General features: G+C 69.4%; 14 protein-coding genes. 2 read left to right on the forward strand and 12 right to left on the reverse strand.

All coding sequences use genetic code 11. The features are described from left to right. Genes ACZYY4_RS16025 through ACZYY4_RS16035 form a run of 3 tightly spaced genes read right to left on the reverse strand, consistent with a single transcriptional unit; the run spans nucleotide 1 to nucleotide 3,616 of the window. Complete coding sequence (locus tag ACZYY4_RS16025; protein ID WP_463810974.1) at nucleotides 1–1,341, reverse strand: amidohydrolase family protein; 1,341 nt, start codon at nucleotides 1,339–1,341, stop codon at nucleotides 1–3. Then, nucleotides 1,335–2,669, reverse strand: coding sequence for a CoA transferase (locus ACZYY4_RS16030; protein ID WP_463810975.1), 1,335 nt, complete (start codon nucleotides 2,667–2,669; stop codon nucleotides 1,335–1,337). Before ACZYY4_RS16030 ends, ACZYY4_RS16025 begins: the two co-directional genes overlap by 7 nt. Then, nucleotides 2,669–3,616, reverse strand: coding sequence for an enoyl-CoA hydratase/isomerase family protein (locus tag ACZYY4_RS16035; RefSeq protein WP_463810976.1), 948 nt, complete (start codon nucleotides 3,614–3,616; stop codon nucleotides 2,669–2,671). The genes ACZYY4_RS16030 and ACZYY4_RS16035 overlap by 1 nt, the downstream gene beginning before the upstream one ends. Before the next feature lie 112 nt (nucleotides 3,617–3,728). On the opposite strand from ACZYY4_RS16035, the gene ACZYY4_RS16040 reads away from it, so the two are divergent. Beyond that, nucleotides 3,729–5,264: a class I adenylate-forming enzyme family protein gene (locus ACZYY4_RS16040; RefSeq protein ID WP_463810977.1), complete on the forward strand. Its 1,536-nt coding sequence runs from the start codon at nucleotides 3,729–3,731 to the stop codon at nucleotides 5,262–5,264. Then, nucleotides 5,261–5,563 (forward strand): hypothetical protein, encoded by a 303-nt coding sequence (locus ACZYY4_RS16045; protein ID WP_463810978.1) that lies wholly within the window; start codon nucleotides 5,261–5,263, stop codon nucleotides 5,561–5,563. Before ACZYY4_RS16040 ends, ACZYY4_RS16045 begins: the two co-directional genes overlap by 4 nt. A gap of 7 nt (nucleotides 5,564–5,570) precedes the next feature. Here ACZYY4_RS16045 and ACZYY4_RS16050 read toward each other — a convergent pair whose 3' ends face one another. The 9 genes from ACZYY4_RS16050 to ACZYY4_RS16090 form a co-directional block, all read right to left on the reverse strand. Then, entirely contained in the window at nucleotides 5,571–6,293 is a 723-nt protein-coding gene (locus ACZYY4_RS16050) for a fatty-acid--CoA ligase (protein WP_463810979.1), read from the reverse strand. A gap of 28 nt (nucleotides 6,294–6,321) precedes the next feature. After that, nucleotides 6,322–6,852, reverse strand: a complete 531-nt coding sequence (locus tag ACZYY4_RS16055; protein WP_463811037.1) for a hypothetical protein — start codon at nucleotides 6,850–6,852, stop codon at nucleotides 6,322–6,324. Between the two features lie 14 nt (nucleotides 6,853–6,866). Continuing rightward, nucleotides 6,867–7,481: a TetR/AcrR family transcriptional regulator gene (locus ACZYY4_RS16060; protein ID WP_463810980.1), complete on the reverse strand. Its 615-nt coding sequence runs from the start codon at nucleotides 7,479–7,481 to the stop codon at nucleotides 6,867–6,869. A 94-nt stretch (nucleotides 7,482–7,575) separates the two neighbouring features. Further along, on the reverse strand, nucleotides 7,576–8,724 hold the full coding sequence (locus ACZYY4_RS16065) for an acyl-CoA dehydrogenase family protein (protein WP_463810981.1): 1,149 nt from the start codon (nucleotides 8,722–8,724) through the stop codon (nucleotides 7,576–7,578). A 28-nt stretch (nucleotides 8,725–8,752) separates the two neighbouring features. Then, nucleotides 8,753–9,898 (reverse strand): thiolase family protein, encoded by a 1,146-nt coding sequence (locus tag ACZYY4_RS16070; RefSeq protein WP_463810982.1) that lies wholly within the window; start codon nucleotides 9,896–9,898, stop codon nucleotides 8,753–8,755. Between the two features lie 5 nt (nucleotides 9,899–9,903). Further along, nucleotides 9,904–10,719: an enoyl-CoA hydratase/isomerase family protein gene (locus ACZYY4_RS16075; RefSeq protein WP_463810983.1), complete on the reverse strand. Its 816-nt coding sequence runs from the start codon at nucleotides 10,717–10,719 to the stop codon at nucleotides 9,904–9,906. Further along, complete coding sequence (locus tag ACZYY4_RS16080) at nucleotides 10,719–11,924, reverse strand: CaiB/BaiF CoA transferase family protein (RefSeq protein WP_463810984.1); 1,206 nt, start codon at nucleotides 11,922–11,924, stop codon at nucleotides 10,719–10,721. Before ACZYY4_RS16080 ends, ACZYY4_RS16075 begins: the two co-directional genes overlap by 1 nt. Next, nucleotides 11,924–13,114 carry an acyl-CoA dehydrogenase family protein gene (locus ACZYY4_RS16085; RefSeq protein ID WP_463810985.1) on the reverse strand — a complete coding sequence of 397 codons (1,191 nt, stop codon included), beginning with the start codon at nucleotides 13,112–13,114 and terminating at the stop codon, nucleotides 11,924–11,926. Before ACZYY4_RS16085 ends, ACZYY4_RS16080 begins: the two co-directional genes overlap by 1 nt. Nucleotides 13,115–13,180: 66 nt before the next feature. Further along, nucleotides 13,181–14,887, reverse strand: coding sequence for a thiamine pyrophosphate-binding protein (locus ACZYY4_RS16090; protein ID WP_463810986.1), 1,707 nt, complete (start codon nucleotides 14,885–14,887; stop codon nucleotides 13,181–13,183). Nucleotides 14,888–14,901: the final 14 nt, after the last annotated feature.

Consider the following 14,901-nt stretch of genomic DNA (forward strand, 5'->3'; position numbering starts at 1 on the left):
CTACAGAGCGCGGCTGTGCTGGTACACCACGTCACCGGCGATGATCGTCACGTCGACCAGTCCGGCATCCAGCGCGGCCGGGTCTCCGGCCAGCACGCACAGGTCACCGGGCTCCCCGCCGGCGATCGTGCGCGGCGTCGCGGGCCGCTCGGGCCGGCCGGTGAACAGCTGTAGCGCGGCGCCGGCAGATATCCGCTCGGCGGGGCCCAGCACGGCGCCACTGGGCGTGCTGCGGTTCACCGCGGCCCGCATGGCCGCCCAGGGCTCGCCGTCGCCGAAGGGCGTGTCGGTGGAGAGTGCCACCGGGATTCCGTTGTCCCGCAACGACGCCAGTCGCCATAGCTCGTGGTGCCGGTCGGGTTCGATCTCGGCGAGGTAGTCGTCGCCGCGTTCGGCGACGAAGTTGGGCTGGGTGACGACGGTGATCTGCAGCGCAGCGAGGTCGGTCAGCCGGTCCTCGGGCACCATCGCCGCGTGCTCGATGCGGTCGTCGCGGTGCGTCCCGGCGGACTGCCATGCCGCGACGGCGACGGTGAGCTGGGCGTCGGTGACGCAGTGCAGGGCCACACCGTGGTCGCGACTGTGGTTGTCGCACAGGGCTTTGGTCAGTGCATCGAGGTCCAGGCGGGCGTCGTCGAGGATGATCTTGGCCGGCCCGAGCGTGATCCCCGGCGCCGCCGCGGTCCCGGCGGGCGCCATGCAGTGCAGCCGCTGCCGCAGCTCGCCGCCACTGCGCGCCGCCGCGAACACGGCGATGTCGGCGTCGGTGTGGCCGGGGGTGGCTTCGGTGATCCCGGTGACCCCGAAGGCTGCCAGCTGCCGGCTCAGCCGCGTCAGCGACGGCTGCCGCTGCGGCAGCTGGGGTACTGGGTCTCCGTGCGCCCGCATCAGCCGGCCGTCCGGGTGGTCGGTCATGCCGATGCGGGCCAGCCCGGCGGAGTTGAGCACCCACATTGCGCCGCTGCGATGCGCTACCCGTACCGGCACCTCCGGTGAAAACCGATCCAGCAGTGCGGCGTTGAGTTCCCCCGCGACCGTTTCGTGATAGCCGTAGCAGCGCACCCAGCCGTCGCGGTCAGCCGTCGCAGCGCGCAGCGCGGCGGCCAGCTCGTCGAGCGTGTGCACCTGCGGCGGGCCCACCCGGACCGAGTCCAGCGCTGCAGCCGCCGACCGCACATGCAGGTGGTGATCGTGCAGCCCGGGAATCACCGTGGCGTTGCGCACGTCCAGGACCTCTTCGCCGCGGCGTGCGGTCAGCTCCGGCGCAACCTCCTCGATCGTGTCACCGAGCCGGATGTCGACCGCCGATCCGTCCAGCAGCACCGCCCGCTGGATCAGCACCGCGACGCCGCATCCAGAAGCTCGCCGACTCGTGCATTGTCGGCCCCCAGCTGCGGGCCGCTGCCCTCGATGCGCGGGCGGGCGGGCGGCAACACCTCATGCTCGACGGCGGGGTGCAACGGCAGCGCGGCATAGCGCGCGGCGACGGCGGCCAGGGCGAACGTGATCACCTCGCCGCCACCGCGAGCCAGCGAATCGAGCACCGCGGCGGCGGCCTCGATACCGGTGAGCGGATCGGCGATGGCGTCGCCGCAGAACACCGGGTCGCCGGCGGCATCGCAACCCACCAGCCCGCCCGCCACCGCCGCGTCATCGCCGAACCCCGGCGGTTCAGCGAGGCTCGACGAAGGAGAGGCGAAGCTGGGACCGCCGCATGAACCCGGCGGTTCAGCGAGGCTCGACGAAGGAGAGGCGAAGCTGGGACCGCCGCATGAACCCGGCGGTTCAGCGAGGCTCGACGAAGGAGAGACGAAGCGGGGACCGCCGTACGAACCGGGAGCCTCGGCGCCGTGTGCGGTGATCTGCAGCCACACCCGCCCCGGCCGGCCCGCCACGTCGAACGGCCCCAGCCCGCGGCGGGCCAGTGCCGCGGGACGCGAACCCTCCAGCACCACGTCGGCCGCCTCCAGCAACCGGACAAGAAAAGCAGCATCACGGTCGAAATCGACCGCGCAGGACAGCTTTCCGCCGTTCATCCAGTCGAAGAACGCGCTCGGCCCGCCGCGGGTGCCGTCCGGGCGGGACGGGCTTTCCACTTTGACGACGGTGGCGCCGGCCTGCGCCAGCAACTGCCCGCACAGCGGGCCTGCCCACAGCGACGTCAGGTCGACAACAAGGGCACCGCGCGGCCCGCGGTCTGCTCCCGGGAATCCGACTCGGCGGATCGACGGCGGCGCGGGGGCGGTCTCGCCCAGTGCGGCGGCGGGAAGATCGAGCAACCGCGCCCGCGCCACCACCTCTGCCGCCGGCCTCTCCCCCGCCCACGCCGCGATCGCCGCCCACGGCTCTGGGCAGTCGGATTCGATCAGGGCGGGCACGGCGTCGAGATCATCGGCGCGTGACAAGGTGATCGCCCACCAGCCGTCGGCGGCGGCCAGCAGCCGGGAGGCTCCCCCGGCCGAGACGCGACCGGCGCGGGTCCAGCCGAGGAGCCCGGCGCGCCCGGCGAGCAGCGTCGCGGCGTCGGCCCCGATGCCCGTCGCGGCGTTGACGCGGTCGAGCGTCCGCGCGGCCTGCTGCAGCACCGCGGCGCGGGAGAAATCCGGTCGGCCGTCGGGCTCACCGGTGAGCCAGGCCAGCCCCGACGCGCCCCAGGCAGCCCCGGTCATCAGGGTGTCCCGACCTCGTCGACCAGGCCCCACCGCAGCGCGGTCGGGGCGTCGATGGTGCGGCCCGACAGGACGAGATAGGCGGTGCGCCAACGTCCGATGCGGCGGGTGATGCTGACGGTGCCGCCGGCGCCCGGTATCAGCCCGAGGTTCAGCTCGGGCAGGCCCAGTACCGCCTCGGGGTGTGCCCGCACCCGGCCGCAGAAGGCCGCCATCTCCAGCCCGCTGCCCAGCACCTGGCCGTGGACTTCGGCGCGGCAGCGCGTGCCGAGCCGGACGGTCAGCGCGTCCAGCGCCAGCGCGGGGCTGTGGCGGGTGCGGGCCAGGTGAGCGCTGGGCACATCGGTGAAGCTGCCGAACTCGGCGAGGTCTCCGCCGCTGCAGAAGGACCGGCCGGACCCGGACAGCACCACCTCGTCGATCGAGGTGTCGGCGGCGGCGACGGCCAGCCCGTCGAGCAGGGCGGCCCGCATCGCGTTGTCGAAGGCGTTGTGGCGTTGCGGCCGGTTGAGCCGCAGTAGCAGGGTGTCCCCGTCCCGGTCGATCAGCACCGGGTCGATGCCGTCGGGCGTCGTCGCCGGCCCGCGCTCGGCCAGCCAGCCGGCGAACTCCGGGCCGGCCTGCAGCACCGAATAGGCCAGGGATTCGGTGATCACTCCGGAGACCGCCGGTGCCGCCGGATCCAGCGCGCGCAGCACGTCGTCGCAGATCGCCGCCGACTGCGGCCGGCGCCGGCACCGGTCGACGATGTCGGCCAGTGCCTCGCTCACCGATCCGACGGTGATCACCCGGCGATCGGCCGCCTCGGTCTCCGAGAGGGTGAAGGTGGCGCGCTGCAGCCAGTGTTCGGCGTGGGGGGCGTCGAATCGGGCGCCCGTCGCGATGAGGATCCCGGCGCCGGGCTCGGCGTCGGGTGGTTGCTCATCGAGGTCGACCACGCAGATCATGACGCACGTCAGCGTACCGATGGACGGTCCCGATCCGGCTCCCGCCGGTAGCGCAACTATCAAAAAATGATAATGTCGTTCTCATTCACGACGCATTACGGGGAGCCGAGCGGTGAGCATTTCATTGTTGCTGGAAATGGCGGTGTCGGGCGACCCGGATCGCGTCGCCGTCGTGTCGGAGACCACCCGCTACACCACCGCGGAGCTCAACGACCTCGCCGACGCCGGCGCCGGCGTGATCACGGAAACCGGCGCGGGCAGTGTGGCCTACATCGGGATGGGCGGCGACATGCTGCCGCTGCTGCTGTTCTCCGCGGCGCGGGCGGGGCTGCCCTTCGCGCCGCTGAACTACCGCCTCAGCGGCCAGGCGCTGCGCGAGCTGATCGGCCGGCTGCCGCAACCGCTGGTCGTCGTCGACAAGGAATACCTCGACCTGATCGGCGAGATGGGTGACATCGGTGTCGGCCAGATCGATTCCGACACTTTCTGTGCCCGCACCCGCACCACCAGCCCGGAAGTGCAGTGGCCGGATCCCGAAGACGTCGCTGTCGTGTTGTTCACCTCGGGCACCACATCCGCACCCAAAGCCGTTGAGCTGTCCCACAACAACCTGACCAGCTACGTGACCGGCACGGTCGAGTTCGGCTCCGCCGATCCCTCCGACGCCGCACTGATCTGCGTTCCGCCGTACCACATCGCCGGCGTCGGAGCGGCGCTGAGCAACCTGTACGCCGGGCGCAGGTCGGTCTATCTGCGCCGCTTCAGCGCCGCCGAGTGGATCCGGCTGGTCAAGACCGAAGCGGTGACCACCGCGACGGTGGTTCCGACGATGCTGGAGCGCATCGTCTCGGAACTGGAATCCCACCCCACCCCGCTGCCCGCCCTGCGCAACCTGGCCTACGGCGGTTCCAAAGTGGCCCTGCCACTGGTGCGCCGGGCACTGGACCTGCTGCCTGACGTCGGCTTCGTCAACGCATACGGCCTGACCGAGACCAGTTCGACGGTGGCGGTGCTGACCCCCGAAGACCACCGGACGGCATACGAGTCCACCGACGAAGCGGTCCGGAAACGGCTGGGGTCGGTCGGCCGCCCGGTCCCCGGCGTCGACGTCGTCATCCGCGACGACCAAGGCCGGGTGCTCGAAGCCGGGCAGCCCGGGGAGCTGTTCGTCCGGGGCGAGCAGGTCTCGGGCACCTACACCGGCATCGGGTCGGTGCTCGACGCCGAAGGCTGGTTCCCGACCCGCGACCTCGCGGTGCTGGACAGCGAGGGCTACCTGTTCATCGTCGGACGCTCCGACGACACCATCATCCGGGGCGGCGAGAACATCGCCCCCGCCGAGATCGAGGATGTGCTGGTCGAACACCCCGAGGTCCGCGAGGTCGCAGTGGTGGGCGCCCCGGATCCGGAGTGGGGCCAGATCATCGTCGCGTGCGTGGTGTCCGCGCCCGGTACGTCGCCGGAACCCGACGCACTGCGCGAGTATGTTCGGGAACAGCTGCGAGGATCCCGCACGCCGGATCGGGTCGTCTTCCGCCCGGAACTGCCGACCACCCCCACCGGCAAGGTGCTGCGCCGGGAACTCGTTGCGCAACTGGTCGAAGAACTGCAAGCCGTCAAAGTTGTCGAAGTCGAAGGGACGCCATGATCAAGTCCGGTACCCGTCTGAAGAGTCAGGTGTGCGACACCCAGATCATCGTGGTGAAGACCGCCGACAGCCTCGATGATCTGCGCGCCGGCGGCGCCCCGATGGTGCCGCTGGACGCTGATGGCCCCGGCGACGCGACGTTGGACCCCGAGTTCGGCGCCGGCGCGGTGATGGGCAAACGCTACGTCGACGACGCCGGTGCCGAGGTGCTGGTCACCAAGGCCGGTACCGGGACGTTGAGCATCGGCACGGTGCCCTTGGTCATCAAGGAAGCCAAGCCGCTACCGGCCAGCGACTGACGCGCCGTCATCGCGTCGGCTCTGCTTCTGGCAGGTCCGCTACGCGCATCAGATGCTGGAGCCGGCCGACGAAAACCGGCGGATAGATTCCGACGCCGGCCCTGGTGACCCAGTCGGAGGCGAATTCGGGTTGGTCGATCCACTGCCCGGCGACGGCTTCGTCGTCCGCCTCCTGCAGCATGAACACCTCTCGGGGATTGTCAAAGGCCTGGAATATCAAGATCTTCCGGATGCCTGCCGCGGTGAAGTCGGCCGCGGTGGCATGGACGTGGGCGATGAGCGCCTCGGCGTCGACGACTTCGGCCACCGCCGCCACGACGACGCCCGGCGGTTCGGCGAGGCTCGCCGGAGTCGGCCCCCGGGCCGGCGGAGGCGAGGCGAAGCCGGGACCGCCACATGAGCTCGGCGGTTCGGCGAGGCTCGCCGGGTCAGCCAGCTCGATGCGCTCCACGAGCGAACCGGCGAAGACGGCGGGGATGTCGTTGACACCGACCGCGTCGAACCACTGCATGAAAACCTCGTCGCGGAGCAGTTCTGCCACCGGCTCCGCGGCGCGGATCGACATCAGCGCCAGCACCCGGCCGGGATCGACCGACGAAGTGTAGACGAGCACATGACGGGCGCCCAGGTCAGCCAGGCTGTCGCGTTGTCGTTGCAACAGCGGCCAGACCCTGGTCGGATCCGGGACCCGATAGTCCGTCACCAACACCAGGGAGCGCGACAGCGGCACGTTCGCAGTCAACGCGCGGTTGCGCCGGTCAACTGGCCGGGCTCAGGTCCGCCGCCACGGACGCACACGCCGGCCCGCACCTGAACATCTCGGTGTGGGTTGATCCCGCTGGCCCGCCCGCCGGGTCGGCGCCGGCCGCGCGCAGCGCCTGGGCCTTGAACGCGCGGGCCGCTGCACTGAGCCGGTGCTGTCGGGCGTCGACGTCGCGGTGCAGCTCGGCCGGCACGTCTCCCCAGAGCGTCACCTCGGTGCTGCTGTGCTCCAGCGCGTCGATCACACCCTGGCGCACCCGAGCGTGGCCGTCGAACATCTCGGCGCAGACGGCGATGGTCTGCGGGTGCGGCCAGTGCTCCCATTGCATGAGCACCGACTCCAGGTCAAGCACCCGGGCGCCGAGGATCTGCAACGGGCGAATGTCGGTGTCCTCGAAGTCCGCGAAGGCGTCGAGGATCATCACGGTGACCTCCCAGCCCGCCGTCGCGCGGTCGTAGAGCCAGCCACCTGCGGCCGTGACGACGTCGAGGACGCTGCGGCCGACGATGTCGAACCGGTACCGCATGTCCGGGTCGGCGGTCACCGTTGGGCGTCCTTTGCCGGCGGAGCGAAGTCGCGGGCCAGTGTTTCGGTGTACGCCGTGAACACCTCGGTCAGGGGTATTGAAGGGTCCAGAAGCCATGACATCTCCATTCCAGTGATAAAGGCGAGAATCTCGGCGGCCTTGATGCCCGCGTCGAAATCGGTGCGGTAGCGGCCGGCGTCTTGGCCGCGCCGGATCAGGTCGGCGACGATGTCCAGCGCGGCGCGGTACCGCTGGAGCATCCGATGGTGCAGAGGCGCCTCCGGCAGCACGTTCTCCGCGAGCAGCACGGTGAACATTCCGACCAATTCGGGTGCCCGGACGAACCGCTCGGCAACCCGCCGGATCTCCTCGATGAGGTCACCGCCTCGGTCGGCGTGCGAGTCGTCGTCGGCGTCACGTGCGTCGAGAACCGCGTGCAGCAGCTGTTCCTTGGACGCGAAGTGGTGTAGCAGGCCGGCCGCGCTGACACCGGCATTGCGGGCGATCTGCGCCAGCGAGGTGTTGCGCCAGCCATTGCGCGCCAGCAGGTGTTCAGCCGCCAGCAGGATCCGTTGCCTGCGGTCCTCGCCTTTGGCCAGGAGGGTGGCGTACGGCCGTGGTGAGGTCACCGGGCTCCTTCGATCAACCAACCAAGTGAACACACAGTAGGTTGGTTAGGTCGGTTGTGACAAGGGTCTCACTGAAGAATCTTTGGTTACGGACTCACAAACCCAACGACTTGGCGACGATCATCTTCATCACCTCGCTGGTCCCGGCATAGATCCGGGCCACCCGCGCATCGGTGTAGAGCCGCGCGATCGGGTACTCCATCATGTAGCCGTAGCCGCCGAACAGCTGTAGGCAGCGGTCGATCACCCGGGCCTGCATCTCGGTGCAGAACAGTTTCACCCGCGCGGCGTCAGCGCCCGAGAGCGCGCCGTCGACATGTTCGATGACGGCTCGGTCGAGCATGCACTGGGCGGCCTCGATCTCAGTGGAGACCGCCGCCAATTCGAACTTGGTGTTCTGGAACGACGCGACCGGCGAGCCGAACACATTGCGGTTCTTCACGTAGTCGATGGTGGCGGCCAGCGCCGAGCGGGACTGGGCAACCGAGCCGACCGCGACGGTGAGCCGCTCCTGGGCGAGGTTGTGGCCCAGGTAGCTGAAGGCCTGGCCTTCCTCCCCCAGCCGGTTGGCCACCGGAACCCGGACATCAGCGAAGGACAACTCGGCGGTGTCCTGCACCTTGCAGCCCATCTTGTCCAGTTCGCGGCCCCGGGCGAAGCCGGCCATGCCGTCCTCGACCACCAGCAGCGTCAAGCCGGCCCGGCGGTTGTCGGGGTCGGTGGCGGTGCGGGCCACCACGATCACCAGGTCGGCCTGGATGCCGCCGGTGATGAATGTCTTGGCCCCGTTGAGGATGTAGTCGTCGCCGTCCCGCACCGCGGTGGTGCGCATCCCGGCCAGATCCGACCCGGTGCCCGGTTCGGTCATCGCGATCGCCGTCAGCAGCTTGCCGGCCGCCATCCCGGGGAACCACCGCGCCCGCTGCTCGTCGTTGGCGTAGTGCAGGAAGTAGGGCAGGATCACCTCGAGCTGGGTGCGCACCGTGGACAGCGTGACCAGAGCGCGCGCCGCCTCCTCCTGCAGCACCACGTTGTAGCGGTAGTCGTCGATTCCGGCGCCGCCGTACTCCTCGGGGATCGCCATGCCGAGCATCCCCAGCGAGCCCAGGTGCTCGAAGACCGGGCGCGGCATCCGGCCGGCCTTCTCCCACTGCGGGTATTCGGGCACCACGTGCTTCTCGACGAAGTCGCGGGCCAGAGCCCGAAACGCCTCGTGGTCTTCGGTGAACAGAACGCGCTGCATCGCTGCCTTCCTAACCGACCTGGCCGGCCTAACCGACCAGTTCGACGATCGTCGCGTTGGCGGTTCCGCCGCCTTCGCACATGGTCTGCAATCCGTAGCGAATCCCGTTGTCGCGCATGTGATGAATCATCCGGGTCATCAGCACCGCGCCTGATGCGCCGAGCGGATGGCCCAGCGCGATCGCCCCGCCCAACGGGTTGAGCAGCTTCTCGTCGGCGCCGGTCTCGGCCAGCCAGGCCATCGGCACCGGGGCGAACGCCTCGTTGACCTCGAACACGCCGATGTCGCCGATACCCAGGCCTGCGCGCTTGAGCACCTTCGCGGTGGCCGGGATGGGTCCGGTGAGCATCAGCACCGGGTCGGCCCCGGTCACCGCGCCGGCGGTGTAACGCACCAGCGGGGTCAGGCCGCGCCGGGCGGCCTCGTCCTCGGTCATCACCAAAAGCGCTGCGGCACCGTCGGAGATCTGCGAGGCGTTGCCGGCGTGAATCATGCCGTCCTCGCGGAAGGACGGCTTGAGCCCGGCCAGCTTCGCGGCGGTGGTGCCGCGGCGGATGCCCTCGTCGTCCTCCACAACCCCGCCGTCGGTCGCTATCGCGATGATCTGATCGCGGAACGCCCCGGCATCCTGCGCGGCGGCGGCCAGTTCATGTGAGCGCGCCGAATATTCGTCGACCCGGGTGCGGTCGAAACCCCATTTCTCGCAGATCATCTCGGCGCCGATGCCCTGATTGAACTGAAACCCGTCATAGCGCGCAAGGGCTTTCGGTCCGTAGGGCTCCCCGCTGGCCCGGGCGGCACCGAGCGGTACCCGACTCATCACCTCCACACCGCCGGCGACGACGACGTCCTGCTGCCCCGACATCACGGCCTGCACGGCGAAGTCCAGCGCCTGCTGGCTGGAGCCGCAGGCCCGGTTGACCGTGGTGCCCGGGATGGCCTCCGGCCAGCCCGCGGCCAGCACGGCATAACGCCCGATATTGGAGGACTGGTCGCCGACCTGCGACACGCAGCCCCACACCACGTCGTCGACGACCTCCGGGTCGACCCCGGTGCGCTGCATCAACTCGTTGAGCACGGTCGCGGACAGGTCCGCGGCGTGCGTGCCGGCCAGGCCGCCGTTGCGCTTGCCGACCGGGCTGCGCACCGCTCCGACGATCACCGTGGGTCGCATCTGTTCTACTCCGATCTCGTTGACTTCGCCGGCCATCCACCGGTGAAGCGCGGCGTGCGCTTCTCCGCGAACGCCGCATACGCTTCCGCGGCATCAGTTCCCGCGAAATTGACTATCTGGGCTCGTGATTCATTGACCAGCGCCTCGGGCAGTGTGCAGTCGGCACCCTGGTTGAGCAGTGTCTTGGTCTGGGCCAGTGCCCGCGGCGGGCCGGCCGCCAGCCGGTCGGCGAGTTCGTCGACGAACCCGTCGATCTCGCCGGCCCCCACCACCCAGGTGACCAGGTTCAGCACCTCGGCTTCAGCGGCATCGATGGTCTCGGCCAGCAGCGCCAGCCGCTTGGCCTGCTGCAGCCCGACGATCTTGGGCAGCAACCACGACCCACCCAAATCGATCGAGAGTCCCCGCTTCGAGAAGATCTGGCAGAACGTCGATTCCGGCGTCGCGACCACCAGATCGCAGCCGAGCGCCAGGTTCCAGCCCGCCCCGACAGCGACGCCGGCGACTTTGGCGACGGTCGGTATCGACAGTTCGTGCAGGGCCAGCGCGACGTCGGACAGCCGGCGCAGCTTCTCGACCGGGTGGACCTCCTCGGGGGTGCCGATATCCGCGCCCGAGCAGAACGCGCCGCCGGCGCCGGTGATGACCAGGGCGCGCAGGTCGCGGTCGTCGGCGGCGTCACGCAGCGCATCGCGCAGCCGGCGCCACAGCTCCGGGTTGATCGCGTTCTTGCGGGCGGGCCGGTTCAGGGTGAGTGTCCGCACGCCGTCGCGATCGGTCCTCAGCAGGACCGGCTCGTCCGCGCCGGGGTTCTGTGCCATCAGTCCCCAGCCTGCCCGATCGCCCCCTGACCGCGCAGCGCGGCGATCTCGGGGTCGGTGAAACCCAGCTCGCCCAGCACCGCATCGGTGTGCTCGCCCAGGCCCGGCACCGCCCCCATCGGCGGCTGGTAGCCGGCGATCACCGGCGGCGGCAGCAACGACGGGATCGGCCCGGCGGGGGTGTCGATCGAGCGCCACCGCTGCCGCTCGGCGAGCTGCGGATGGGCCAGCACGTCGCTGGGGGTGTTGTAGCGGGCGTTGCCGATTCCGGCGGCATCGGCGGCGTCCTGGATCTTCGCCAGGTCGTGGCGGGCGCACCACTCCCCGATCGCCTCGTCCAGGATCGCCCGGTGCGCGACCCGGTCGGCGTTTCCGGCGAAGCGCGGGTCGGCGGCCAGATCGTCACGGCCCAGCAGTTCGCCGGCCAGCCGCTGCCATTCTCGGTCGTTGGTGGTGCCCAGCACCACGGTCTGCCCATCGGCGGTCGGATAGGCGCCGTAGGGCGCGACGGCCGGTGAGCTCATTCCCAGCGGCTGCTGGTCGATCCCGGAGTGCCGCGCGTAGGTCAGGTGGTAGCCCATCATCTCGGCCATCGTGTCGAACAGGCTCACGGTGACCGATGGCGCCGGTGCGTCCCCGCCTGCCCCGTTACGGCCGACCAGCAGCGCCATGATCGACAGCGCCGCGTACAGACCGCTGGTCACGTCGGCCACCGGCGGGCCCGGCTTGGCCGGCGCGCCCGGGTTGCCGGTCACCGAGCACACCCCGGACTCCGCTTGGACCAGCAGGTCGTAGGCCCGCTTGTGCGACAGCGGGCCGCCGGTGCCGTAGCCGTCGATCTCGACGGCGATCACGTTCGGGTGCCGAGTCGCCATTTCCTCGACGGACAGGCCCAGCCGGGCGATGGCACCCGGCGCCAGGTTGGACACCAGGACGTCGGCGCGGTCCAGCAGCCGGTGCAGAACCTCGCGTCCCTCAGCACTTTTCAGGTCCAGGGTCACCGATTCCTTGCCACGGTTGACCCAGACGAAATGCGCGGCCTGCCCATTGACGACGTCGTCGTAGTAGCGGGCGAAGTCGCCGCCGTCGGGGTTCTCCACCTTGATCACGCGGGCACCGAAGTCGGCCAGGGCGCGGGTGCACATCGGTGCCGACACCGCCTGTTCCAGGGCCACCACCGTGATGCCCGCCAGCGGTGCAGCCATCAGTAGCTTCTCGGCAGTCCGAGCACGTGCGAACCCAGGAAGTTCAGGATCATCTCCTGGCTGACCGGCGCGATCTTCATCAGGCGGGACTCCCGGAAGAACCGCGAGATGTTGTATTCCTCCGAGTAGCCCATGCCGCCGTGGGTCTGCAGCGCCCGGTCGGCCGCCCCGAAACCGGCGTCGGCACAGAGGTATTTGGCCATGTTGGCCTCACGGCCACAGGACTTGCCGTTGTCGTAGAGCCAGGTGGCCTTGCGCAGGATCAACTCGGCGGCATCCAGGCGGGCCAGCGAGTCGGCGAGCGGGAACTGGATGCCCTGATTCATCCCGATCGGCCGGTCGAACACCACGCGCTCGTTGGCGTACTTGACCGCACGGTCGAGTGCAACCCGGCCAATGCCGAGGGCCTCGGCGGCAATCAGCATGCGCTCCGGGTTGAGCCCGTGCAGGATGTAGGAAAAGCCCTTGCCCTCTTCACCAATCCGGTGTTCAGCCGGAATTCGCAGGTCGTCGATGAACACCTCGTTGGAGGACACCGCATTTCGGCCCATCTTGGCGATCGGCCGGATCTCGACGTGATCGCGGTCGATATCGGTGAGAAACAGGGTGAGGCCGTCGGTGGGTTTGGCCCCTCGCTTTTGCACGTCCTCGCGGGACTCGGTGCGGGTCAGCAGCAGGATCTTCTCGGACTCAAGAGCTTTGGAGATCCACACCTTGCGGCCATTGACCACATAGTCGCTGCCGTCACGCTTGGCGAACGTGGTGATGCGTGAAGTATCGAGTCCCGCAGTCGGTTCGGTGACACCGAAGCACACGTGCAGGTCGCCGCTGACGATGCGAGGCAGGGTTTCGGCCTTCATCTCGTCCGAACCGAAGACCACGACCGGCTGCATTCCGAAGATCGACAGGTGGATCGCGCTGGCGGCGTTCATGCCACCGCCGGAGCGCGCCACTTCCTCGGCCAGAATGGTGGCCTCGGTGATGCCCAGCCCGTGGCCGCCGAACTCCTCGGGGATGGTCATGCCCAGCCAGCCGCCACCGGCGATGGCGTCGTAGAACTCCTGCGGGAATTCGTGCGCCAGGTCCTTGGTCATCCAGTAGTGGTCGTCGAACTTTGACGCCAGTTCGGCGACCGACCGCCGGATCAGCTGCTGGTCCTCGGTCAGCTCGAAGCTCATTCCCTCGGGCATGGTCTCCTCCAGCTCGTCAACGCGGATCCGAAAATCCGTTAGGCGAAAATGAGAATAACATTCTCGTCACTGGGTGCCTTCGGCGTACCAGGTGCGGAACTCGGCGTAGTTGGGCATCTCCTCCGAATTGGCCTTGGGATCGATGCACACATGGATCACCGCGGTACCGCCCGCAGCGTAGGCGCGCTTGATCGCCGGGCCGATCTCCGCCTCGTCATCGACGTACTCGCCGCGGCAGCCCATGCCCTCGGCGATCTTGTCGAACCGGACGTCCTTGCTCCAGTGCACCCCGGGCTGCGGCGACGGTTGTTCGAACGTCCGCTTGTACACCCCGACCTCCAGGCCCCACTGGTGGTCCACCCCGACCACGCAGACAAGGGGCAACCCCAGCCGGGCCGCGGTCTCGAGCTCGGCGATGTGGAACAGGAACGCCGAGTCGCTGGTCAGCAGCATCACCGGGCGCTTGCCGCCCTCGGCGACCGAGGCGCCCACCGCATACGGCAGGCCGGTGCCGAGATGCCCGAAGTTCTGGTTCCACATCACGTCGTGCGGCTTGGCCTGCGAATAGGTCCACTGGAAGATGACGGTGGCGCCGCCGTCGCGGACCATGATGCCGTCGGCGGGAAAAGCTTTGGTGGCCTCGACCACGTAGCGCGCCGGGTGCACCGGGGAACGCCCGGCCGGTGCGCTCTCGGCCAGTTCGGCCAACTGCTCGGCGTCCTGTTTGACCCAGCGATCCAGATCGGCGGCCGGCATGCGGGGACTGGCGCGCAGTGCTTCCACAAGCTGCGGGACGACGCCGCGCAGATCACCCACCAACGGCACGTCGATCGGCCGGTTCACCCCGATCGCCAGCGGGTCCTGCTCAACGTAGATCCATTTGCGCTCGGCGTTCTTGTCCGCCCAGTGCCGGGTGGTGCCGTAGTGCACCGGCTCGCCCAGTTCTGTGCCCAGCGCCACGCAGACATCGGAGTTCTGTACCGCTTCGACGGCCGCGGAGGAGAACCCGTAGGGGAAGGTGCGGTCCTCCAGACCGGGGATGAACGCGGTACCGCCGGAGGTCTGGATCACCGGGCAGGCCATCAGCTCGGCGAGCTCGGCGACCGCCGCCGCGCTGCGCGTCGTGTGCACCCCGTGGCCGACCAGCAGGATCGGGTTGGCCGCGCCGCGGATGATCTCGACGGCTTCGGCGACTTCGGGCGCCCCGGCCCGCTGGTTCACCAGCCGGTAGCGGTGCGGCTCGGGCGGAGCGGCGACGTCGAGCTCTTCGAGGATCACCTGCGACGGGTATTCGATGTAGGCCGGGCCGGGGGTGCCGGACAGGGCGCGCCGGATCGCCTCGTGCACGATCTCATCGGTCTGGTCGGCGTACTCGATCGACGCGCTGTATTTCACCGACGGCGTGAAAAGCTCTTCCTGGCGGACGAATTGGATGCGGCCGCGCCGCACCCGCCGCTCGGTGATGCGGGCCCGCTGCCCGCCCAGGAACACCACCGGGGAGTTCTCCACCTTGGCGCACATCATCGCCCCGGCGATATTGGCCACCCCCGGCCCCAGGGTGCCGATGCACAGTCCGGGCCGGCCGGTCATCCGCGACGCGGCCTCCGCCATGAATCCCGCGCTCTCCTCGTGGTGCGGGGCCACCACCGACCAGCCGCGCTGTTCGGCCTCGACGAACATATGCACGAAGTTGGGGTCGGGAATACCGAAGAGCGTGTTGACGCCCTCGGCCTCGAACAGTTCCAGAATCCGGCGATATACGGGCACACCCACAGTCGAAACTCCTT

The sequence above is a fragment of the Mycobacterium sp. IDUB_21 genome (assembly GCF_055419425.1).